At 61.1% G+C, this 23,711-nt stretch carries 15 protein-coding genes; 10 read left to right on the forward strand and 5 right to left on the reverse strand.

Annotated features, from left to right (window positions below; translation table 11 throughout):
- Positions 1-109 precede the first annotated feature (109 nt).
- The 4 genes from KI235_RS14200 to KI235_RS14215 all read right to left on the reverse strand — a co-directional run bounded on the left by KI235_RS14200 (position 110) and on the right by KI235_RS14215 (position 4,875).
- Positions 110-1,141 carry an HlyD family secretion protein gene (locus KI235_RS14200; RefSeq protein ID WP_003201371.1) on the reverse strand — a complete coding sequence of 344 codons (1,032 nt, stop codon included), beginning with the start codon at positions 1,139-1,141 and terminating at the stop codon, positions 110-112.
- Positions 1,142-1,147: 6 nt separating this feature from the next.
- A complete protein-coding gene (locus tag KI235_RS14205; protein ID WP_027911747.1) occupies positions 1,148-2,713 on the reverse strand; it encodes an MFS transporter in 1,566 nt (521 codons plus the stop codon).
- Complete coding sequence (locus tag KI235_RS14210; RefSeq protein WP_212795829.1) at positions 2,710-4,158, reverse strand: efflux transporter outer membrane subunit; 1,449 nt, start codon at positions 4,156-4,158, stop codon at positions 2,710-2,712. The genes KI235_RS14205 and KI235_RS14210 overlap by 4 nt, the downstream gene beginning before the upstream one ends.
- A 345-nt stretch (positions 4,159-4,503) precedes the next feature.
- The gene (locus KI235_RS14215; protein ID WP_003201377.1) at positions 4,504-4,875 is read right to left on the reverse strand and encodes a response regulator; all 372 of its coding nucleotides are present in this window, start codon (positions 4,873-4,875) and stop codon (positions 4,504-4,506) included.
- A 471-nt stretch (positions 4,876-5,346) separates the two neighbouring features.
- Between KI235_RS14215 and KI235_RS14220 the strand changes: the two genes are divergently transcribed.
- The 6 genes from KI235_RS14220 (at position 5,347) to KI235_RS14245 (ending at position 16,307) form a co-directional block, all read left to right on the forward strand.
- On the forward strand, positions 5,347-10,836 hold the full coding sequence (locus KI235_RS14220) for an ATP-binding sensor histidine kinase (protein ID WP_212795830.1): 5,490 nt from the start codon (positions 5,347-5,349) through the stop codon (positions 10,834-10,836).
- Between the two features lie 117 nt (positions 10,837-10,953).
- On the forward strand, positions 10,954-11,532 hold the full coding sequence (locus KI235_RS14225) for a lecithin retinol acyltransferase family protein (protein WP_028237219.1): 579 nt from the start codon (positions 10,954-10,956) through the stop codon (positions 11,530-11,532).
- Between the two features lie 95 nt (positions 11,533-11,627).
- A complete protein-coding gene (locus KI235_RS14230) occupies positions 11,628-12,278 on the forward strand; it encodes a response regulator transcription factor (protein ID WP_039011838.1) in 651 nt (216 codons plus the stop codon).
- Positions 12,279-12,445: 167 nt separating this feature from the next.
- A complete protein-coding gene (locus KI235_RS14235; RefSeq protein ID WP_027911744.1) occupies positions 12,446-13,708 on the forward strand; it encodes a serine hydrolase in 1,263 nt (420 codons plus the stop codon).
- 118 nt (positions 13,709-13,826) lie between these two features.
- On the forward strand, positions 13,827-15,164 hold the full coding sequence (locus KI235_RS14240) for an alginate export family protein (RefSeq protein ID WP_003201385.1): 1,338 nt from the start codon (positions 13,827-13,829) through the stop codon (positions 15,162-15,164).
- 39 nt (positions 15,165-15,203) lie between these two features.
- Entirely contained in the window at positions 15,204-16,307 is a 1,104-nt protein-coding gene (locus KI235_RS14245) for a polyamine ABC transporter substrate-binding protein (protein ID WP_003201387.1), read from the forward strand.
- A 51-nt stretch (positions 16,308-16,358) separates the two neighbouring features.
- On the opposite strand, the gene KI235_RS14250 is transcribed toward KI235_RS14245, so the two are convergent.
- Positions 16,359-16,970, reverse strand: a complete 612-nt coding sequence (locus tag KI235_RS14250) for a TetR/AcrR family transcriptional regulator (protein WP_003201389.1) — start codon at positions 16,968-16,970, stop codon at positions 16,359-16,361.
- Positions 16,971-17,475: 505 nt separating this feature from the next.
- Between KI235_RS14250 and gabP the strand changes: the two genes are divergently transcribed.
- From gabP to KI235_RS14270, 4 genes are all read left to right on the forward strand, one after another.
- Entirely contained in the window at positions 17,476-18,876 is a 1,401-nt protein-coding gene (gabP, locus tag KI235_RS14255) for a GABA permease (protein WP_003201391.1), read from the forward strand.
- Between the two features lie 308 nt (positions 18,877-19,184).
- Positions 19,185-20,906: a type I secretion system permease/ATPase gene (locus KI235_RS14260; protein ID WP_003201392.1), complete on the forward strand. Its 1,722-nt coding sequence runs from the start codon at positions 19,185-19,187 to the stop codon at positions 20,904-20,906.
- Positions 20,899-22,269 carry an HlyD family type I secretion periplasmic adaptor subunit gene (locus KI235_RS14265; protein ID WP_003201394.1) on the forward strand — a complete coding sequence of 457 codons (1,371 nt, stop codon included), beginning with the start codon at positions 20,899-20,901 and terminating at the stop codon, positions 22,267-22,269. The genes KI235_RS14260 and KI235_RS14265 overlap by 8 nt, the downstream gene beginning before the upstream one ends.
- 2 nt (positions 22,270-22,271) lie before the next feature.
- Positions 22,272-23,621 (forward strand): TolC family outer membrane protein, encoded by a 1,350-nt coding sequence (locus KI235_RS14270; RefSeq protein ID WP_013693241.1) that lies wholly within the window; start codon positions 22,272-22,274, stop codon positions 23,619-23,621.
- Positions 23,622-23,711: the final 90 nt, after the last annotated feature.

The raw sequence follows: 23,711 nt of genomic DNA on the forward strand, positions 1-23,711 counted from the left end.
CGATCTTTTGATCTTTCGCTCGCGATTCAAATGTCTGGGGAAAGATCGCAGCCTCGTTGCACTCGTCAGCTCCTACAGAACCCAGCTCGTCACAAAAGCCCTGATGGATTTATTCACCAATGCGGATATGCGGCGTGACGGACATCCCCACGCGCAGTTTCGCCGCCCCGGGCTGGTCGGGGTCGATGCGGATGCGTACGGGCAAGCGCTGGACGATCTTGGTGAAATTGCCTGTGGCATTGTGCGGGGCAATGGCGGAGTAGCTGACGCCGCTGGCCGGCCCCAGGCTTTGCACCGTGCCTTCCAGCGCCTGGCCGGGCAAGGCATCCACTTCGATATCCACGGTTTGTCCGGTCTCTACGCGCGCCAGTTGTGTCTCGCGAAAGTTGGCGGTGATGTAGACGGCGTCCAGCGGCACGATCGCCAGCAAGGGTTTTCCGGCATTGACGAAAGCACCGACACGTATCGATTTCTCCCCGACGGTGCCGCTGATCGGTGCGGTGATGCGGGTATAGGAAAGTTGCAGTTGCGCGATGGCTTGCGCCGCCTCGGCATGGGCGAGGGCCGCCTTGGCCTTTTCCAGATCGGCCTTGAGGATATCCACGTATTGCCGGGCAGCCTGCAACCCCGCCTGGCTCTTGTCCCGGCTGGCCAGTTGAACGCTCAACTGCGCTTCGGCCTGCTGCTGGGCCTGTACGGTGCCCGACCCATCGGTGGCCAGGTTGCGATAACGGGCCTGATTGACGCTGGCCAGCTTGAGCGCCGCCGCGTCTGCCGCTACCACTGCTTGTGCCTGGCGTATGGTGGTTTCCTGTTGGATCAAGTGCGCTTGCAGGCTGGCGATGCCGGCCCTGGCGCTGGCGACCTGTGCTTGCGCCGCGTTCACGGCAGCGACGAAATCGCGGTCGTCGATGGTTGCCAAGAGGTCGCCTTTTTTCACCGGTTGGTTGTCTTCGACCAATACTGTCTCAACCGTGCCCGATACCTGCGGTGCTACCGTAGTGAAGTCGGCATGGACGTAGGCATCGTCCGTAGACTGTATCGATGCACTGGATTCAGGACGATTGAAATAGAACACAGCGCCGATGGCCACCGCGAGCAGTGTGGCGCTGATGATCTGGGCTTTCTTCGGTAATGCCATGATGAGTCACCCGTGTGAGGAGGAAGGTGCTGAGGCTGCGTGCATGACAGGGGCGGGGATGTAGGTCAGTCGCAACACCAGAGGAATCAACAGCAGCGCGAGCAGGCCCAACACGCGATAGGCATCAGCAATCGACAGCACCAGCGATTGCTGGCCGATGAGACTCATCAGTTGCGCTGGCTCAGGCACAAACGCCAGGCTGTTACCTGCCAGTGCTCCCTGGTCCAGCAACATTTCTCCATGGAAGCGACCGCGCACGGTGATGAGCTGGGCAACTGCCGCTGCACCGGCCAGCGATCCGAAGGCGCGCAACGTGTTGATCGTGCCGGACACATAAGGCCCTTCAGCAGGCTGCACCACGCTGGTGATCAGGAACAACATCGAGACCACCGCCATCGGTTGTCCGAGGGCCTGCAGGGTTTGCGCCATGACGAACTGGTCGCGGTTCCATTCGCTGGTCAGTTGTGAGCCGGCCAGGCACGCCAGCGCGATCAAGCACAACCCCAGGGCGAACACGACACGGGCATCGACCCACTTCTGATACAGCAGTAGCGCAACCACGGGCCCCAGGACCAGTTGCGGCAGCGCGACAATCAGGCCGACCGACGCCATCTGGAAGGGGCGATAGTCCTGAAGCGCGCCGAGATAGTTGGCCGGTAACAACGCGCTGGACATCAACACCACCAGCAGTGCGAAGAACAGCGTGCAGCCCAGTCCCAGGTTGCGGCGCCCGAGAATCTGCAACTTGATAAACGGTGACGGGTGATACCACTCGGTCAACAGATAGATCGCCAGCAAGGCCAGGCCTACCAGCAGCGAAGACGTGATCAGCGGTGAATTAAACCAGTCCAGCCGCACGCCTTGATCCAGTGCGACAGTGATCAAACCGAACGCCGGCACACCGCAGGCCATGCCAAACCAATTGGCCTGCCGGAAGCGTGGGACCTGGATGGGTTCCTTCGCCAGTCCCCAGGCGATCAGGCCTGCGGCGATGAGGGCGAGGGGAATGATCTGCCAGTACACCCAGCGCCAGTCCTGCAACCCGTCCGTCCAGTGCCCGGCCAACCAGATGGACAGGTTAGGCGCAAAGGTCGCGGTCATGGCATACAGCGCCAGGCCATACAACCGTATGGGGGGCGGCAGGAATTTGAGCGCCGCCATCATCAGCAGCGGGATGGTGGTGCCGCTGGCAATGCCTTGCACAAAGCGCAAGGTCAGCAAAAGGTCCAGGTCGTGGATGAAGGGCAGGATCAAGGCGAGTAGCGTACAACCGCCGAGCATCCACAACTCCAAGCGACGGACCGAGAGTGTGATGGCGAACCACGCCGAAAAGGGCATGGCAATCAGCTCGCCGGCGCTGTACGCAGTGGTGAGCCAGGAGCCATCGTCGAAGCCCAAGCCCATTGCGCCTCGCACATCTGCCAGGGCCAATGCACCGACCCGGGTATTCAACCCCGCCATCATGGCGGCGAGAAAAATGCCGACCAGGCCGACCATCGAGCGTTTCGAGGACGAGGCCTGAGGCCCTGCGCTGGCCACCACGTGCGCTGGCGACAGTGCGACGCTGTTCATTGGGCAACCTCCGGATTCCAGCCGCCACCCAGGGACTTGTAGAGATTGACCACGGTCAGCGTGGCGTCAGTCGCGTTGGCATTGAGGCGGGTTTGGCTGGCCAGCAGGTTGGACTGGGCCGTCAGTACACTCAAATAGTCGGCGGCGCCTTGCTGATAACCTCGCTCGGCGGCATGCAGCGCCTGCTTGTTCTGTTCATAGGACATCAGCAGTTCATCGTGTTGACGCTGTTGGGCCCCCCAGGCATCCAGGGCGTTGTCCACTTCATGCCAGGCTCGCAAGACGGTTTGGCGATAAGCGAGTGCCGCGGTTTTTTGCCGTGATTCGTTCAGGGCCAGGCGTTGCATCAAACGTCCGCCCTGGAAGATCGGCAGATAAACCGTGGGACCGATGGAGAAGAACCGGGAATCCCAACTGGCGAGATCGCCACTGTCGAAGGCTTCCACGCCGATTTGCCCTTTCAGGCCAATGCGCGGATAGAAATCAGCTTTGGCCACGCCGATGGCAGCCGTGGCGGCATGTAGCTGGGCTTCGGCGCGCAGGATGTCGGGGCGCCTATGGGCCAGTTCAGAGGGGACACCAACCGGAACCCCGGAGGGCAGGGCAGGCAAGGGCAGTGCCTTGGCCAGTTGCCCATCGAGGGCACGGGGTTGTTCGCCCATCAGCAACGCCAGCGCGTTCATCTGGGCGTTGCGACGTTGGTCCAGCTCAGGAACCATGGCCTTGATCGTGGCCAACTGCGCCCGGGCAGAGGAGGTTTCGAAGCGCGTCCCGACGCCGTTACGCTCGCGGCTTTCAGCCAGGCCGAGGGTGCGCTCCGCGACCGTCAGGTTTTGCCGGGTGATGTCCAGTTGCGCCTGGGTTCCGCGCAATTGCAGGTAGGTCCGTGCCACTTCGGCGGCCAGGGCCACCTGTGCGGCTTCGCGATCGTAAACCGTGGCTTCCAGCGTCGCGGCAGCGCCTTCGCGGGCCCGTTGTGCGCGGCCCCACAGATCGATCTCCCAACTGGCATCGAAGCCCAGTTGCCAGAAATTGTTAGGGCCGGTCGGAGCCCCCAACGCAGCGAACTTGCCATTTTCACTGAGGGCCTCACGGGTGTAGCTGGCATTGGCGCCTACGCTGGGCAGTAATTGCGAAGCAGCGATGCCCAGCTGGGCGCGGCTTTGCTCGATGCGCTCGGCGGCCATCTGCAGATCAAGGTTGCCCGCCAGTGCACGCGCTTGCAGCCCGGTGAGCACGGCGTCATTGAACAGTGTCCACCATTGGGACGGCACCGCGGCAGCGGACGTCGGGATGACGCTTGCGTGCTCTTGTCGGGGTGACAAGAGCACAGCGTCAAGCCCGCTCTCAGGTTTCACGAAGTCTGGGCCTACCGTGCAAGCGGTCAGGAAGCTCGTGCCGATGAGCGTCAAAATGCGTCGAGGTAACCCGAAGATAGCCGACATAGCCAGTTCCCCGTAAGGTTGCTGCGTGGCCCGACGAGCGCACGCCTGGGGTCAATGAGTCAGCGATTGGCTCGCTGTGAACTCATGGTATCGGGGGGCTCTTCCAGGCGCACTTCTACATCGGGTCAGCGAAACCATACGTCAGTGGCGGGAGATCTATACGAAGGTGTGGGGTCAGTGGCGTGATGGAAGCATCGTGGCGAGGTGCTGCTCCCGTTCGACGGCTGTAGGCGTTGGCGAAGCCTGCGATCTTTTGATCTTTTGATCTTTCGATCTTTAGCTTGAGATTCAGGTGTGTTTGGAAAGATCGCAGCCTCGTTGCACTCGACAGCTCCTACACAGCTCCTACTGGCGCAGGGCAGTGTCGATACAGGACAGAAGTTTGTCGGCATCACAGGGTTTGGGCAGGCAGGCGATCAGCCTCGGTATGTGTGCCCCAAGGTCTGGGTAAGCGGTAATGAAGATGGTCGGGATCTGGAAACCCATGGCACCGAGCTGTTCATGCAGTTCCAGGCCGCTCATCCCCGGCATCTGGATATCGGAAATCAGGCAGCGGGTAGCCGCCGGGGCGTTTGCGTCGAGGAAATCCATGGCGCTGCAATAGGTTCGAACGTCATAACCGCTGGACCGTAACAGGCTTTTGAGGGCGGCCCGAACGGATTCGTCATCATCGACAACGGCAATCGTCGTTGTATTGCGTATCGGGGTGTCATGCATATCGGGTCGCTCGCACAAGCGCCTGTCGTCATTACAAGATACGCGGTCTCCTCGGGTGCAAAAGTATACCTAGGTATAGTGCGCTAAGACCAAAGGGTTGACTTTGGATCCAGCAGTTTGCCCCAGGGCTGCTTTCGCTGTACGCAGGTACAACTGACCGGTGCTGACGTCTCGCTTAGACTGGCACGCATCGTTTGCCTGGGGCTCGACACAAAAAATCCAAGGCGAGTCAATTCGTTGTTCCCAATGAAATCACTTGAAGGGCTTTCATGAGGGGTTAATCTAGATATCGGCAACACGACCCGTTCTGGATCCCGACAGAGCCCCATCCTCATCGGGCGCCCAGCGCAGCCACGGACGTCGCCCCAGCGCGACGGCATCGGCCATGCGACGTGACACCGGATGCCAGCCCGACGGCAACGTGCGGCGGATAACCCACTACAAAATGCTCGCGTGCCGACGGATAACTACATGCAAATTTTATGGGACGATGGTGAACGTATCTTCTGCCGGGAACTGCGTCCGGGTGTCGAGGGCGATTGCAGCGTACTGGTGGCGCGGCCCGCTGCCGAACAACCGCGTCCCGGCTGCCTTGGCCGTCTGGCCCACGAGTTTGGCCTGAAAGACGAGCTCGATGGCACCTGGTCGGTGCGACCGCTGGAGATGGTGCGCGAAGGCGCCCAGACGCAGCTGGTGCTTGAGGATCCAGGCGGCACGCCACTCGTGCAGTTGCTGATTGCGCCCATGGAAACGGCCACGTTCTTGCGTCTGGCGGTGAGCATCGCCGTGGCACTGGGCAAGCTCCACCAGCGTGGCCTCGTCCATAAAGACATCAAGCCCAGTCATATCCTGGTGAACTGCTTCGACGGACAGGCCAGGCTCACCGGGTTCGGCCTCGCCTCACGGCTGCCACGGGAGCGGCAGGCGCCCGAGACCCTCGCAGGGACGCTCGCCTATATGGCACCCGAGCAGACCGGCAAGATGAATCGCTCGATCGATTCACGCAGTGATCTCTATTCCTTCGGCGTCACGCTGTACCAGATGCTGACCGGCTCGCTGCCATTCCTGGCATCGGACCCGATCGAGTGGGTGCACTACCATATCGCCAAGAAACCCTTGCCGCCTCGCGAGCGGGTTGGAACCATTCCCGAGGTGCTGTCCGACATTGTCATGAAGCTGCTCGCCAAGACGGCCGAGGAACGTTATCAGACCGCAACGAGTCTGGAATATGATCTGCGGCGCTGCCTCGCCGAGTGGCAGCAACAGCACCACATCAATGCCTTTGCGCTGGGCGAGCATGGCACATCCGATCGGTTGTTGATTCCCGAGAAACTCTATGGTCGCGAGCATGAAGTCGACACCCTGATCGCGGCGTTCGCGCGTGTCGTTGAAAGCAGCGCGCCGGAGCTTGTCCTGGTCACCGGTTATTCCGGTATCGGCAAATCCTCGGTGGTCAACGAGTTGCACAAGGTGCTGGTTCCGCCGAGGGGATTGTTCGCCAGCGGCAAGTTCGATCAATACCACCGCGACATCCCTTATGCGACGCTGGTGCAGGCCTCCCAGAGCCTGGTGCGCACCCTGCTTGGCAAGAGTGACACGGAACTGGCCAGTTGGCGTGACGCGCTGCAGGAAGCGCTGGATGTCAATGCGCGGCTCATGACCGATCTCATTCCCGAGCTGAAGCTCATCATCGGCGAACCACCACCGGTTTCGGCACTTGATCCGCAACAGGAGCAACGCCGCTTCCTGCTGGTGTTCCGGCGTTTTATCGGCGTGTTCGCCCGCGAAGATCATCCGCTGGCGCTGTTTCTCGATGATTTGCAGTGGCTCGATGCGGCCACGCTCGATTTGCTGGAGGATCTGCTGACCAGCGCTGATGTGCGGCACCTGTTGCTGGTGGGCGCCTACCGCAGCAACGAAGTGGACGTCACCCACCCGCTGACAGGCAAGCTCCAGACTATTCGGAGCGCGGGAGGCAACGTCGTCGAGATCATGCTGGCGCCACTCGCCAAGGTGCATATCGAGCAGTTGATCGTCGAGGCGCTGCATGACGAGCGGGCCCGCATCGAGCCCCTGGCGCAGTTGGTGCTGGAAAAAACCGCCGGCAATCCGTTCTTCGTGATTCAGTTCCTGCAAACGCTCGCCGACGGGCAACTGCTGACCTTCGATCATGACGCCCGGCAGTGGTGGTGGGACCCGGACCGCATTCATGCCGAGGGCTACACCGACAATGTCGTGGACCTGATGGTCGGTAAGCTGGTGCGCCTGCCGGGCGAGACGCAGCAGGCGCTGCAGCAGCTGGCTTGCCTGGGTAACGTCGCCGGGATCGAGGCGCTTTCGACCGTGCTGGGCATTCCCGGGGCGCAGGTCCGCGGGGTGCTCTGGGAGGCGATTCGCCTGGAACTGGTCGAGCGGCTGGACGACGCTTATGGTTTTGTCCACGACCGTATTCATGAAGCCGCTTATTCGCTGATCCCCCAGGATTCGCGCGCCGAGACGCACCTGCGAATCGGACGATTGCTCGCCGCGCAGACATCCGCGCAAGGGCAGGAAGAGGCGATCTTCGAGATCGTCGGCCAGCTCAATCGCGGCGCCGTATTGATCACCGACCCGGCTGAGCGGGAGCAGTTGGCTGCATTCAACCTGATTGCCGGCCAACGCGCCAAGGCGTCGACGGCTTATGCGTCGGCGCTCAACTATTTCACCACCGGGACGCAGTTGTTGGGCGAGGACTGCTGGGCGCGTCGTCATGGGCTGATTTTCGCGCTGGAGTTGAATTGCGCCGAATGCGAGCTCTTGACCGGGCAGCTGTCTGCCGCCGATGAGCGTCTCACGGCGTTGTCGGATCACGCCATGACCGTGATCGAGCGGGCCAATGTCGCGTGCCTGCTAATGGATGTCTACTTGCTCCTGGATCGCAGTGACGGTGCGGTTGCGGTCTGCCTGGCCTACCTGCGGCATGTGGGGATCGAGTGGTCGGCCCATCCGAGCGACGATGACGTGCGCAGCGAGTACGACCGTATCGGAGCGCTACTGGGGGACCGGGCAATCAAGGACCTTATCGACTTGCCGTTGATGGAGGATGCGACGTCCCTGGTGACCGTCAATGCGTTGGGGAAACTCTTCGCGCCAGCCCTGCAGAGTGAAGCGAACCTGGCGGACCTGTTGATCTGCAAAGCGGTCAATCTGAGCCTTGAGCATGGCAACTGCGATGCTTCATGTTTGCTCTACGCCAATTTATTCAGGGTCGCCGGTCGCCGGTTCGGTGATTACCAAGTGGGCTTCCGATTCGGTCAGCTTGGCTGCGAGCTCGTTGAGAAACGTGGTTTGGCTCGATTCGAGGCGAGCACCTATCTTTGCTTCTCGTGCTTTGCCGTACGCTGGATGAAGCCTGTGGGGCAATGCCGCGACCTGTTGCGTCGTTCGTTTACGGCGGCGAATCGAATCGGCGATCTACCGTATGGCGCCTACGCGGGCAACAACCTCACTGCCGATCTGCTCTTCGCCGGCGAGCTGTTGTCCGATATACAAGGCGAAGCCGAGCGGGGTCTTGTTTACGCCAGGAAAGTACGCTTCGGGTTGGTGACTGATTTCATCATCACGCAACTGGCGCTGATCCGGATGCTCCGAGGCTCGACGCTAACCTTTGGTCGCCTGGACGACGGCGAGCTAACCGAGTCAGGCATCGAAACCCACTTGGCCAGCAATCCGGATCTGGTACTGGCTGAGTGTTTGTACTGGGTACGAAAATTACAGGTTCGCTACATGGCCGACGATGCTGAGGCGGCATTGGAGGCCGCTGCAAAGGCGCAGCGTTTACTCTGGGTTTGCCAGTCGTTCTTCGAGGAAGCCGAGTTTCATTTCTATGGCGCCCTGGCCCGGGCCGCCCGCTGCGATAGCCTCCCGGTGGACGAGCATGGGCAGCACTTGCTGGCGATAGTTGCCGATCAGCAGTGGCTCCAGACCTGGGCGCAGCAGTGTCCGGAAAATTTCGCCAGCCGCGCCGCGCTGGTGGGTGCCGAAATCGCCCGCGTTGAAGGGCGCATGATCGACGCCGAGTTGCTTTACGAGCAGGCTATTGATTCCGCGCAAGAGAGTGGCTTCGTGCACATCGAGGCGCTTGCCAATGAACTCGCGTCGCGCTTCTACGCGGCGCGGGGCTTCGGGAAAATCGCTCGGGTCTATTTGCAGGATGCCCGTTACGGTTACCAGCGTTGGGGTGCCGATGGCAAGGTGCGGCAACTGGAGAACAAGTACCCATCGTTGAGGGCCGAAGCGCCTGAACTCGGCCCGACGACAACGATGGCGACACCGGTCGAACATCTTGACCTTGCCACGGTACTCAAGGTCTCCCAAGCCGTATCGGGCGAAATCGTCCTGGAAAAGCTGATCGATATGATCCTGTGCACGGCCATTGAACAGGCCGGCGCCGAACGCGGGCTGTTGATCCTGTCCGATGGCGGCGAGCATCGGGTCGCGGCGCAAGTGACTACTGGCGGCAACGCAACGCAGTTACGCGATGAGCGGGTGAGTGCGACGCTGCTGCCCGAGTCGATTCTCTATCATGTGCTGCGCACCCGAGAGAGCGTTTTCCTTGACGATGCCGTGGCCGAGGCGCCGTTCGCCGCAGACCCCTATATCCGGCAGCAGCGGGCCCGTTCGATTCTCTGCCTGCCGTTGATGAACCAGGCCAGGCTCGTCGGCGCGCTCTATCTCGAAAACAATCTGGCGGCCCGTGTGTTCAGTCCGACCCGGATCGCCGTGTTGAAGCTGGTGGCTTCACAGGCTGCCATTTCGCTGGAAAATGCTCGCTTGTACCGTGAGGTCGCGGAACGCGAAGCGAAGATCCGGCGCCTCGTGGACGCCAACATCATTGGGATCCTCGTCTGGAACGCCGACGGCGAGATCATCGAAGCCAACGATGCCTTTCTGCGTATGTTGGGATACGAACGAGCAGACCTTGCCTCGGGCCATCTGCGCTGGGCAGACCTGACGGTCCCTGAGTTTCGAGAACTCAGCGAACGTAGATTGGCCCACGCTTTGCTGACCGGGCATGCCCGACCCTATGAGAAGGAATATTTGCGCAAGGACGGCAGCCGACTGCCGGTCATCGTCGGCCTGGCGAAGTTCGAAGTCGGTAGCAGGGAAGGGGTCGCCTTTGTGCTGGATCTGACCGAACGCAGGCAGGCGGAAGAAAAAATCCGCGAAAGCGAGCGGCGTTATCGCGAGGTTCAGACCGAGCTGGCCCACGCCAACCGTGTCGCGACCATGGGGCAGTTGGTGGCTTCGATCGCCCATGAAGTCAATCAACCAATTGCCGCGGCCATCCTCAACGCCAATGCCGCATTGCGCTGGTTGAACGTGCAACCGCCGGAAATCGGGGAGGTCCGGCAGGTGCTGGAGCGCCTCATCTTCGATGCCAACCGAGCGGCGGACGTGCTGGGTCGCATCCGTGGGCATATCCGCAAGGCGCCACCGCAAAAGGGACCGGTAGACATCAACGCGGCGATCAGCGAGATGATCGACTTCACCCGTGGCCAGATCGGCAAGAGTGGCGCCTCGATACAGACGCAACTCATGGACGGTTTACCCGCCATCGAAGGCGACCGTGTAGAGCTGCAACAGGTGTTGCTCAACCTGATCATGAATGCGCTCGAGGCCATGAGCGGTGTCAGCGAAGGCGAGCGGCAGTTGCTTATCTGCACGGTGCGCGATGATGCCGGATGCATCGTGGTGAGTGTCAGTGACACCGGGCCGGGGTTCGCCTCGGACAGTACCGACCTGGTCTTCACTTCCTTCTACACCACCAAGCCTACGGGCTTGGGGTTGGGGTTATCGATCTGTCGTTCGATCATTGAATCCCATGGCGGCAGTTTGAGGGCAAGCGTCAACCCACCCCGCGGTGCCACTGTTCAATTCACGCTGCCCATCGCAGCCTTCAGCTCAACGACAATGTCTTGATTAATACTTAGGTTTAAGACCTGTATATCAACCGGTCATTGAAATCAGTCCCATGTACAAATGAAACTCCGCAACCCCGGCGATACAGTGTTTTCAAGGGTTGCGGAGTCTCTTCTCATGAATAATCTAACTGCCCATGCCGTGGATGAGTTTTCATCACTGCGTTCCATTGTGCTTATTTGCCTGGCACTCATGACAACGAATGTTTTCTATCGCTTGAGTGCGCCCACGTCCCAAGGTCAACTGCCGAAAGACATGTCGGATGTTTCATTGGAACCGGTCAACATCGAGCAGGCCCCGGGCAGCGTGCCCATAGGTGCACACCTGGTCAGCCCTCGCCGGTTCTACCTGCATCACGGCATATACCTTGGCGGCGCAGAAGTTGCCCATTACTCGGGGTTCAGCGGTTCCCTCAAGTCGGGGCCTATCGAAGTGACCGATCTTGAACATTTCGCCAAAGGCAAGCCCGTGTGGATAGTTGACGAACACTGTGAATATTGCGCCGAAGAAGTTGCCAATCGGGCGCGTTCGCGACTAGGCGAAGACCAATACAGGGTCTTATCCAATAACTGCGAGCACTTTTGCAGTTGGTGCACCACCGGGGAAAGTTACAGCAGCCAGATCAATGCGTACCTGCATCGACCTCGTCATCTTTTTGCACTGATATCAGCGTTGCACCCCCAGCTCATTGCATAGCGTCTACATCACGGTTCGGGCCATTCCTACCGTACTTTTCGGCCCAAGGCGCTGTGCTACAATTTTTTTCCGCCCACTCCCCAAGAGGATCGTGCATGAACGGCAATTCCCCATCCAATGACCCGAGCAGCAAGGATTCAATTGTGTTCGTGGTGGATGACGATGCCTCAATGCGCGATGCATTAAGCAACCTCTTGCGCTCGGTCGGCATACGCGTCGAGACGTTCGCCTCCACGGCGGACTTTCTCCAACAACCCAAGACCGAAGGTGCCAGTTGCCTGGTGCTCGATGTACGGCTTCAAGGTAGTAGCGGCCTGGACTTTCAACGTCAGTTGGCGGGGTCGAACGTCACTATCCCCATCATTTTCATCACCGGCCATGGCGACATCGAAATGTCGGTCAAGGCAATGAAAGCAGGGGCCGTGGATTTCCTGGCCAAACCCTTTCGTGAACAGGATTTGTTGGACGCGGTGTCAGCCGCACTCCAGGCCGACGTCAAGCGCCGAGCCGTCGAGCGTCAGCTTGCGGACCTGCATGCCCGCTACGAAACGCTGACGGCCCGTGAAAAAGAGGTGATGACGTTCGCTGCCAAGGGCCTGATGAACAAACAGATTGCCGGGCAGATGAACCTGAGCGAAATCACCGTGAAAATCCACCGCGGCCACGCGATGAAAAAAATGCACGCCAAGTCCTTCGCTGACCTGGTTCGAATGGCGGAGTCATTAGGTGCCGGGCAAGACCATTGAACAGAGTGACAGGCCTGCATGAACGCCAGTTCCCGGATTCGCGACACCGCTCAGGCGGCGGTGGATAGCTAATTGCTGGTAAAAAGATTTATTGACTAAAAAATTACATCGGGTAATTATTTCTCTGCATCTGCTTTCACGCAGAGTCATTTTGCAGGGGCAACCCGATGAATCAGAACACCGTGCCTTCACTGGCCAGTCTTTACGTCGAGACTCACGAATCGCCATTTGACGCACGCCTGGCGCCTTCACTCATGCAAGGCTTTCCCGCCGAACCCCAGCGCCGCGTCACCTGGCACAACTGGATGAGCCCACCGTTCAACCAATGGGGTTTCCGCAACCTGGCGCGCTTGCGTCCTTCCATCGATGTGCAGGCCGGCAGCGGTCCGGTCAGCGCGTTCAGGCAGGCGCTCCAGGCGCTGGATGAGCTGCACTTCGACAGCGAGTGTGGCTTGAGCATCAGCGTGATCGATCACCTGGTCGCCAGCCAGACCGATGCTTTCCTGGTCTTGCAGGGCGACACCGTACTGTTTGAGCGCTACTTCAACGGCCAGCGTCCCCAGGACCGACACATCATGTTTTCGGTGACCAAGTCGCTGATCGGTGCCTTGGGCGAGCAACTGGTCTGCGAAGGCTTGCTGGACCCTACGTTGACGGCCACCCATTACGTACCGGAACTGGCGGGCAGCGCGTTTGCCGATGCCACCGTGCGCCAGTTGTTCGACATGGCGGTGGCCGTCGATTACAGCGAGGTCTATGAGGACCCGGATTCAGAGAGTTCCCAATACGGTTACGCCTGCGGTTTCCAGCCGGCGCCAGCGCAGTACGCGACCTTCGAATCCCTGTATCAGTACTTGCCCTCACTGAGGAAACGCGGCAGTCACGGCGGCTTTTTCCATTACGTGACGGCCACCACCGAGGCGTTGGCCTGGGTCATGGAGCGGGCATCAGGCAAGGCCTGCCATCAGTTGCTCCAAGAGATCTGGAGCCAGTTGGGCTGTGAACGTGACGGCTACTTCCTGGCGGACCCCTGGGGCCGCAGCGTCGCCGGTGCCGGTTTCAGTGCGACCTTGCGTGACATGGCGCGCTTCGGCCGTCTGCTGGCCAACGATGGCCGCCAGGGTGGGTCACAACTGCTCTCGGCCGAGGCGCTGGCCGGTATCGCCGCCGGAGCCGACCCCGCGATCTACGCTGCATCCCCTGACTTTTCGAGCTGGACCCCAGGCGCGTCCTACCGCAGCCAATGGTATGTCTTCAACGACCACAGCCAGGCGCTCATGGCCGGTGGCATCCATGGTCAATACCTGTTCATCGACAAACCGTCCGGCGTGGTGATCGTCAAGCAGTCGTCCCTGGGCGAGGCCGTCAGCCCATTCGACGGCGACAGCGTGCGCATGCTGCGTGCCATCGCGGCGCACCTGACGCCCTGACTTCATCCGATAAACACAAGAATTTTGCGTTCCGCTCACCTGGCCCCACCAGGTGTTGGCGCGGTTTTGCGCCGCCATTTACTGCCCTGTAACAACAATAATCACACAGGAGCTCCATATGGTTTCCATGATGCGTTTGTCCCGAACGTTCCTCGTGCTCGGGTTACCCTTGACCGCCCAGGTTGCCTGGGCGGGCTACACCTTCGAGGAGGGCAACCTCAAGGGCGAGGTCAACTTCAGTGCCGGTGGCGCAGTCCTTTCTACCCGCAACGTCAACTTTGGCGGCGGCGTGGTGGACATGCGCAGCGGCAAGAATCGCGGCACGAAAATCGACTGGCAGGAGTTCTACGTCAAGCCGGGCGTCAAGTTGGAGTACACCGTGCAGCCGGATTTCAGCCTGTTGGCTGGCGGCTCCCTGGTGGGCGCGACCACCTTCGGTGATGGTGATGCCGGTGGCTTCACCCGTAGCTCCGACGGCAAGCTGTCGACCGAAGAGTTTTATGGCGGTTTCCGGGCCGGGGAGTGGACGGTCACCGGCGGTCGCCAGAACTACATGATCGGCAACGGTTTCATCGTGATGGATGGCAACCTCGACCAGTTGAACGACGGCGCCTACTGGCTCGCCCCACGCACTGCCTTCAAGGATTCGGCGGTGGTCGCCTGGGATCATGGCGCGTTGAAGGTCCAGGGCTTCAGCCTGGGCACCGACAGCGACCTGGGTGACTTTCGCATGAGCGGCGCGAACCTGGACTACAACCTCGACGACCAGGTGACGCTGGGCGCCACCGCGTTGAAGGTCAAGGCCATGGGCCCCAAGGGCAGCACGTTGCCGCGTCGCCGCGATGGCATGCTGGTGTACAACGTAAGGGCGTTGAACGCCAGGCTCCCGGGCATCGCGGACCTGACCCTCAATGCCGAATATGCCCTTGAGCGAGGCAGCGGCGAAGGCGTGGATTACGACGCCAAGGCCTGGTATGGCCAGGCGGATTACACTTTCAGCACGCTGCCGTTGACCCCGGTGATTGGCTACCGCTACGCGAGCTTTTCCGGCGACGACAACCTCACGGACAACCGACAGAAAGCCTGGGATCCGTTGAGCAAGGGCTTCGTCGACTGGAGCACCTGGCTGATCGGCGATGTCGTCGGCAACTACCTGCTGTTCAACAGCAACGAAAACGTCCAGCAGTTCTCACTCAAGACCCACCTCAACGAAACCCTTACGCTCGGTGCGATCCACTACCAGTTCTGGCTCGACGAAAAAAACTACATGGGCACCGCCGTCAGCGACAAACGGTTTGCCGACGAGAGTGTAGTCTTCCTGGATTGGGCGCCTTCGAAGTCGCTGTCCACCTCGCTGTCCTATAACTGGGTCAAGCCCATGGCAGCGGCCAAGCAAGTATTCGGCGACGACCGGAAATTCAGCGCGCTGGAACTCTACTTCACCTACCGCTATTAAGTGCCGCGAGCCTTCGCGGCCGCGCTGGAGTGTTTGATCATGAGCATGTTTTTGCGCAACACCTTGCTGGGCGCTGTCGTTTCGATGCTGGTCAGTGGCGCAAGCCTGGCCGAAGAGCGGACGGTGCGAATCTATAATTGGATCGAATACCTGCCGCCTGAAATCCTCAAGAGTTTCGAGGAGGAAACCGGCATCCGTCCCATCTACGACGTCTTCGACAGCGTCGAGACCTTGGAGTCCAAACTCCTGACCGGCAACTCCGGGTATGACGTGGTCTACCCGAGCAGTTCCAACGTCAGCCACCTGATTGCCGCCGGTGCCGTCCAACCCCTGGACCGCAGCCAATTACCGAACTGGCAGCATCTGGACCCCGAGTTCATGAAGTCCCTGGAGGCGGTGGGTGATCCGGGTAACCGCTATGCGGCGCCGTACCTGTGGGGCACGACGCTGATCGGTTACAACGTCGACAAGGTGCGCCAGGTGCTGGGCGCCGATGTGCAAATGAACACCTGGGACATCCTTTTCAAGGAAGAGAACATGGCCAAGCTGGCCAGTTGCGGCGTGGGATTGCTCGACGCCGCCAACGAGATCGTGCCCATCGCCTTGCACTACGAAGGGCTCGACCCCAACAGCCAGAAACGTGAGGACTACGCAAAGGCGCAGGCGGCCATGCTCAAGGTTCGTCCCTACATCACCTACTTCAATTCGTCACGCTATGGCATGGACCTGGCCAACGGCGAGATCTGCGTAGGGGTAGGTTGGTCCGGTGGGGTGGCCCTGGCCAAACGACTGGCCCAGGACGCAGGGAAGGGGGTCAAGGTGGAAATGGCGCTGCCCAAGGAGGGCGCACCGATGTGGTCGGACGTCATGATGGTGCCCACCAACGCCCCTCATACCCAAGAGGCCTACGCGTTCATCAACTACATCTTGCGTCCCGATGTCATTGCCCGGATCAGCAACAAGATCGGTTACCCCAACCCGAACAAGGACTCCACGACGCTGGTCAACGCCGATATCCGCAACAACCCCGCCATGTATGTGCCGGACGAGGCGCGCAAGACTCTGTTCGCGTTGGAGCCGGTGCCGGCGGCGGTGGAGCGGATCCGCACTCGCACCTGGACCAGCATCAAGACGCATCGCTGATCAGCGTGACCCGGTGTTGCGGCGCCGGGTCCGTATCGGTGGGGTGTTCGCTCAGGCGCGCATGCCCAGGAAGAGCAATTCGGTGATACGCCGGACCTGGGTGGAGTGTGCCTCGATGTCCGGCTGTTCCTGGTTGACCAACCGGAACAGCTGCAAGTGCGAATAGTCGTTCAACAGGAAGGCGGCGAGGTCGACGTCGAGGTCGGCGCGCAGCTTTCCGGCCTGTTGCAATTCCCTGATCAGCCCACTGATTTCGGCCCTGAGCGCATCGTTCATGGCGCGATAACCCTCCGGCAGCCCGTTGTCGCCACCAAACAGAATCAGCGGCAGCAACTCGCGCCAAAGGCTCGGATGCATGACCTCCAGCGCGTAACCGGTCAACAGCCGTTCCAGATAACACAGTGCTTCGACCGGGTCTTCGATTTCAGGGATCTGGTTGCGGGTGTCCGTGAGTGCGCGCTGGTCGGCGTCGTGCAGGATCTCCAGGATGATCTCCTGCTTGTTGCCGAAGTACTTGAAGACGGTAGGCGCCGATACGCCGGCCTGGCTGGCGATCTGTTCGATGGTGGTGTTCTGGAAACCCTGGCGCTCGAACAGTTCGACCGCCGCCTTGCTGATGGCTTGGCGGCGTTCGGCTTTTTGACGTTCACGCAGTCCGCTCACGGGAGGTCCTTGTTGGAAAGAAAGCAGCGGTTAAAGGCCTTGGCGCACCAGCCCTGTGGGAGCGAGCTTGCTCGCGATAGCGTTGGATCAGCTGCATTGAAGTCGACTGAAATACCGCCATCGCGAGCAAGCTCGCTCCCACAGGGTTCCTGGTTAACAACAGGCCGGGTATAGGCATGCAAAATACTTAACCCAGTAAAGTTTTTAAAGGGTTTATTTCATGGCTCCCCTCAAGGACGCGGCTGAATACCGCGATCCAGACACCTGGCAAGCGGCAAAACGCCATGCCCCACTTGGCGAAATCAGGCACGGGGATGGCGCGTTCAGGTAACTAACTCGGGAGGGAAGGCAGGTAACGTGGCGCGACTTTTCACCGCAAGTGCGCACGTTCGCCCAGGGTGGATCAACCCGACCAAGAGGTACCGCTTCCAGGAGGGGCGGGAATACCAGAAGCACCGACTGTCCCTGCGCGCGTCTCAATGTTCGATCACAAGAGAATAAAAAAATGACCAGCCCCAGCTTCAAGGATTCGAACGGCCATTTGGCACAGGGCTTCAAGCCTCGTCACGTCACCATGCTGTCCATCGCCGGAATCATCGGTGCGGGTCTGTTCGTGGGATCGGGCCATGCCATTGCCGCCGCCGGCCCGGCCGTCATGCTGGCCTACCTGTTTTCCGGGCTGTTGGTGGTCCTGGTCATGCGCATGCTGGGCGAGATGGCGGTCTCCAATCCGGACACCGGCTCCTTCTCCACCTATGCCGACCAGGCCATCGGACGCTGGGCAGGCTTCACCATCGGTTGGCTCTACTGGTGGTTCTGGGTGTTGGTGATTCCCATCGAAGCGTTGGCCGCCGGTCATGTGTTGAACCAGTGGTTTCCCGCCGTCGATGCCTGGTTGTTCGCCTCGGTGTCGATCGTGCTGCTGGCGGTGACGAATCTGTTCAGTGTGTCCAAATACGGCGAGTTCGAGTTCTGGTTTGCCATGGCCAAGGTGGTGGCGATCATCGGTTTCATCTCCCTGGGTTTCGCGGTGCTGATGGGGTGGATTCCCGAGCGCGAAGCCAGCGGCCTGAGTCGCTTGATGGAGGAGCATGGCGGGTTCGCCCCCAACGGTCTGTCGGCGGTGGTGGGCGCGTTCATTACCATCATGTTCAGTTTCATCGGTACGGAGGCGGTGACCATCGCAGCCGCCGAATCCGACAACCCTGCGCAGAACATTGCCAAGGCCACCCGTTCGGTGATCTGGCGCATCGGTGTGTTTTACCTGCTGTCGATCTTCGTGGTCATTTCCGTCGTGCCTTGGAACGATCCACTCCTGGCTTCAGTGGGTTCCTACCAGCGAGCGCTGGAGCTGATGAACATTCCCCACGCCAAATTCCTGGTGGATGTGGTGGTGCTGATCGCCGTGGCCAGTTGCATGAACTCCTCGATCTATATCGCCTCGCGAATGTTGTACTCCCTGGGGCGTCGCGGCGATGCGCCAAAGGCCTTGAAGGTCACGTCTTCGGCCGGTGTCCCAAGGTCTGCGGTGATTGCCAGTACCGTGCTCGGCGCGGGCGTCACCTTGTTCAGTTACTTCATGCCCGCCGGCCTGTTCCAGTTCCTGCTCGCCAGCTCCGGCGCCATCGCGTTGCTGGTGTATCTGGTGATCGCCATCTCGCAGCTGCGCATGCGCCGGATGTTGCAACGGCAGAATATCGAGCTGCCTTTTCGCATGTGGCTGTTCCCCTGGCTGACCTGGTTGGTCATCGTGTTCATCTCGGCGGCGCTGGCAGTCATGATGATCACGCCCGAGCACCGCAGCGAGGTCAGTACCACCCTGGGCCTGGCGCTGGTCATTTCCTTTGTCGGCCTGGTGACGTCGCGGCATTCGCCCCAGCCTGAACGGGTCGTTTCCCTCGGCTAGCCGTGCTGTTTTCACCCTGTTGACGCCACGTTACTGGCGTCAACAAAACCGCTTTTTTGGCCCATTCGAGAGGCAATAAGCTTCGTCTCGAAGCGCGGCCCGTCCGCCTGTCACCCACTTGCAAGCACACCCCTGCAAACCGGCACTAACCCGCGGCTGCGTTGTCAGTAATTGGCGCCTGTAGGGATGAGGATCGCCCCTGATAACAGCGCGCCAGCTGGATAGTTTTTTCTCGATCACTCTCGGGAAAAAGAGCCTTGCGATGGATTGCGTCCTGGACCGACCATTTCTCTTGCAGGCGATTTCCCATGGGGTTTCTACTCGATCCGCGTCATGACATTGATGCTGCCTTATTGAGCTACCGCCGGGTGTTCTGGGCGCTGGCATTGTTCAGTGGCGTGATCAATCTGTTGGTGCTGGTGCCGTCGCTCTACATGATGCAGGTCTACGACCGGGTCCTGACCAGCCGCAACGAAACCACCTTGTTCATGCTCACCTTGATGGCCCTGGGACTGTTCATGTTCAGTGCCCTGATCGAGTGGGTCCGTGGCGAGGTGATGATTCGCATGAGCGCAGGGCTGGACGAAGCCCTGGGCGAGCGGATTTTCGACGCCGCTTTTGCCCGCAGCCTGCGCGAGCACAACGCCAACCCGGCGCAGGTGCTCACCGACCTGGCGACGCTACGCCAGTTGATTACCGGGCAGGGCCTGATCGCCTTGCTCGATGCACCCTGGCTGCCGATCTTCCTGCTGGTGGCGTTCATCTTTCACCCCTGGTTCGGCGTGCTGACACTGGTGTTGGCCTTGGTGCTGATCGGCCTGGCGTTGTGGGGAGAACTGGCGACGCGAGCGCGCCTGGGGGAGGCCAATCGGCTGGGGGTGCAGTCGTCGATCTATGTGAACAGCACACTGCACAATGCCGAAGTCATCCAGGCCCTGGGCATGCTCGGGCCGCTGCGTCAGCGCTGGAGCCTGTTGCAGCAACGGATCATTGCCGCCCAGGCCCATGCCAGCGACCGCAGCGCGCGTATCACCTCGACGACCCGTTTCGTGCGTATCTCCGGGCAGTCCCTGGCGTTGGGGCTGGGCGCTTTGCTGGTGCTTGAAGGCCAACTGTCGGCGGGCATGATGATTGCGATGTCGCTGTTGCTGGGGCGAGCCCTGGCGCCCGTGGAAATCGCCATCGGCTCGTGGAAGCAATTCAACGCCGGACGCCAGAGCTACCAGCGCCTGAGCCAATTGCTGGCCCAACATCCGCGCGAGCGTCTGCGCATGCCGTTGCCGCCACCCACCGGCGCGGTGCGCCTGGAACAGCTGTATGTCGGTCCGCCAGGTGCTTCGCAGCCGATCCTGCGCGGGATCAATTTCAGCCTCGCCAAGGGCGATGTGCTTGCCGTGGTCGGGCCCAGCGCCAGTGGTAAGTCGACACTGGCGCGCGCCTTGGTTGGGGTCTGGCCGGCCATGGGCGGGTCGGTGCGCCTGGACGATGCCGAGATCAGCCAATGGTCCCACGACGCCTTGGGGCCGTACCTTGGATACCTGCCACAGGACATCGAGTTGTTCGATGGCACGGTTGCCGACAACATCGCCCGCTTCGGTGAGCAGGACGCCGACAAGATCATCGCCGCCGGGCGTCATGCCGGGATCCACGAAATGATCCTGCGCTTTCCCAAGGGCTACGACACGCCGTTGGGCCCTGGTGGGCTTGGCTTGTCCGGTGGGCAAAAACAACGCCTGGGCCTGGCTCGCGCGCTCTACGGACGGCCATCGCTGATCGTGCTCGATGAGCCCAACTCCAATCTCGATGACGCCGGTGAGCTGGCGCTGGTGCAGGCTATCAGTGCGCTCAAGGCGGCCGGCAGCACCGTGGTGTTGATTACTCACCGCCCCAGTGTGCTGGCGGTGGTCGATCACATCCTGGTGCTCAAGGACGGTACTCAACAAGCGTTCGGCCCACGGGACCGGGTGCTCAAGGCATTGATGCCGGGGCCCAGGCCGGCCGCGGTCAGGGAGGCGGGCGGCGATGCGTGATCTGACTCCAGGGGCACAAGCGTACAGCGAGCAAGGGTTGAGCGTGCGCAGCACCACGACGCTGCCCAGCGCCAGTACCGACGCCGGAAGCGCGGCTCGTTATGGCGTGGGATTCCTGGTCCTGACGCTGGGCGGTTTCCTGCTCTGGGCCTGCCTGGCGCCGCTCGACCAAGGGGTGGTAGGCAGCGGCACCGTGGTGGTGGCAGGGGAGCGCAAGGCCGTGCAGTCGCTGGTCGGCGGGGTGGTGGAAAAGCTGCTGGTCAGCGATGGCGACCGCGTCACCCAAGGGCAATTGCTCGTGCAGCTCAATACGGTGCAGGCGCAATCGCAACTGGACGTGACCCTGGGCAAGCTCCTCAATGATCGCAGCATCGAGGCGCGCTTGATTGCCGAGCGTCTGGGCAATGCCGAGATCCAATGGCCCGCGGAACTGCTGGCCCACGCCGACGAACCGCGAGTCAAGGCGGCCATGGCCTTGCAGAGCCAGTTGTTCATCACCCGCCGCGCGGAGCTGGGCAGCCGCTTGCAGATCATCGAGCACGAAGCCGCGGCCTTGCAGCAGCAATTGCTTGGCTACGAAGGCGTCAAGCGCAACTACGATGCGCAGATGCGCTTCCAGCAGCAGGAGCTTGAAGGCCTGCGCGATTTGGCCCGGGAAGGCTACGTTCCGCGCAACAAACTCTTCGAGGCCGAGCGCAACGCGGCCCAGTTGGCGGGGCAGATCGCCTCTGGGGTGGGTGATGTCGGCAGGACTCGCCAGGCGATCAATGAAAGCCGGCTCAAGGCCTTGCAGGCGCAGCAGGAGTTCCGCCGTGATGCCGAAACCCAGCTCAGCGAAGTCTCGGCCGAGGCCGCCGGTTATGCCGACCAGATTCGCGCCTTGCAGTTTGAAGTCGACAACGGTGCGATCCGTGCGCCAGTGGCCGGGCAGGTCATGGACGTGAGCATTCATACCGTCGGCGGCGTTGCGCAGGCCGGCCAGACCCTGATGCAGGTCGTGCCGCTGGATGCACCGATGGCGATCACCGCGCGTTTCGAGCCGCTGATGGCCAACAAGCTGCGTCCGGGCCTGCCGGTGCATGTGCATTTCACGGCGCTGCAACGGGTGGATACGCCGACGGTCACCGGCACGGTGACGACGGTGTCGGCGGACCAGTTGATCAATGAGCAGACACATCAACCGTACTTCTCCGCCAAGGTCGAGATTCCCGCCGACACCGTGGTTGCGTTGCAGAGCGCCGGCCTGCTGGTGCGCCCGGGCATGCTCGCCGATGTCACGGTGGTGACGGGCGAGCGCACCTTGATGAATTACCTGATGAAGCCTTTGCGTGAACGCTTGCTTGCAGCCTTCAAGGAGGAATGAGCATGGTCGATCGTTGCCGCTACCGTTTGCGTGTATTGCTGAGCCTGTGTGCGGGTTGGGCGGCGCTCAATCCGGTGTGGGCCGCCGAGGGGGGCCTGAGCCTGACCGCCGCTTATGATGCCTCGCGCCTCAACGATCCGACCGTTCAGTCGGCTGCCCACGCTTTTGAAGCTTCGCGGCATGAAGAGGACATCGGGCGTGGCGGCCTTTACCCGCAAGTGTCGCTGACCTCGCGCTACGGCTACGGCGGGCGGACCGACGGCGGTGACGACAGCACCTACGTCAACAGCAATGATTACCAGGCGAACAACGTGACCCTGGCGGCGCAACAGCCGCTCTACGACAAGGCACGCTGGGCGGCCTATCAGGAGGGCAAGGCGCGCGGTCAACTGGGCACCCAGGTGTTCGATGTGGCCGGCCAGACCCTGTATGACCGGGTGGCGAAGGGGTATTTCGACGTCGCCCGGGCCGAGAACGAGATCAAGTTGATCGTCCAGCAGAAGAGCGCGATCCAAGGCTTGGTCGTTCAAAGTAAAAAGCTTTATGAAGGCGGCCAAGGTGCGATCACCGATATCGACGAAGCCCAGGCACGGCTCGATCTGGTGCAAGCCCAAGAGGCTGAAGCCCAGGCGCGCCGCGTGGCGGCGTTGCGGGCCTTGTCCGGGCGCGCCAGCGTGCCCATCGATGACATTCAGCCGATGCGCGAAGAATTGGCCGCCGGTAGCCCGATCCCGCCTGAGCAGGACTTGCCTTACTGGACGGCGATTGCCCGTGAAGCCAGCCCCGAGCTGGCCGCTCGGCTGGCGGCGGTGAAAGTGGCCGAGGCCCAGGCCGACAGCCAGCGTGCCGGGCATTATCCAACCTTGTCGCTGACCACCCAGTTGACCCGCCGGGAAACCCGTCAATACCAGGAACTCGACCCGCGCCAGGACACCTATTACGTGGGGGTGCAATTGGATATTCCGTTGTATCGCGGCGGGGCGGTACGGGCCTCGGTGGCCAAGGCCGAAGCGCAACTGGCCGGCGCCCAGTCCGACTACGACGTGCAACGCCAGCAACTGGCCGAAGATATCGAGACCGATTACCTGGGCGTCGTGGCCGGGTTTGCCAAGAGCAAGGCGATGCAGCGGGCGGTGGAGTCCAATCAGCGTGCGCTGACCTCGACGGAAAAAGGCTTCCAGGGCGGCGTGCGTTCCACGGTGGATATTCTTGACGCCCAGCAGCGGCTGTTCCAGGCCCGCCGAGACCTGCTTAATACCAAGCTCGACATGCTGCAAAGCTATGTGAGCCTGCACACCCACACCGGCCAGATGAACCGCGCGGTACTGGAGCAGGTGCAGAGTTTGTTCTAGACAATCCAGGGTTCAAGTTTGCAACTTATCCCTGTGTGCGGGCTTGCTCGCGATAGCGGTGTGTCAGTCTGCCTTGATGTTGGATGTGCC

Source organism: Pseudomonas sp. St386 (assembly GCF_018325865.1).
GTDB lineage: Bacteria > Pseudomonadota > Gammaproteobacteria > Pseudomonadales > Pseudomonadaceae > Aquipseudomonas > Aquipseudomonas brassicacearum.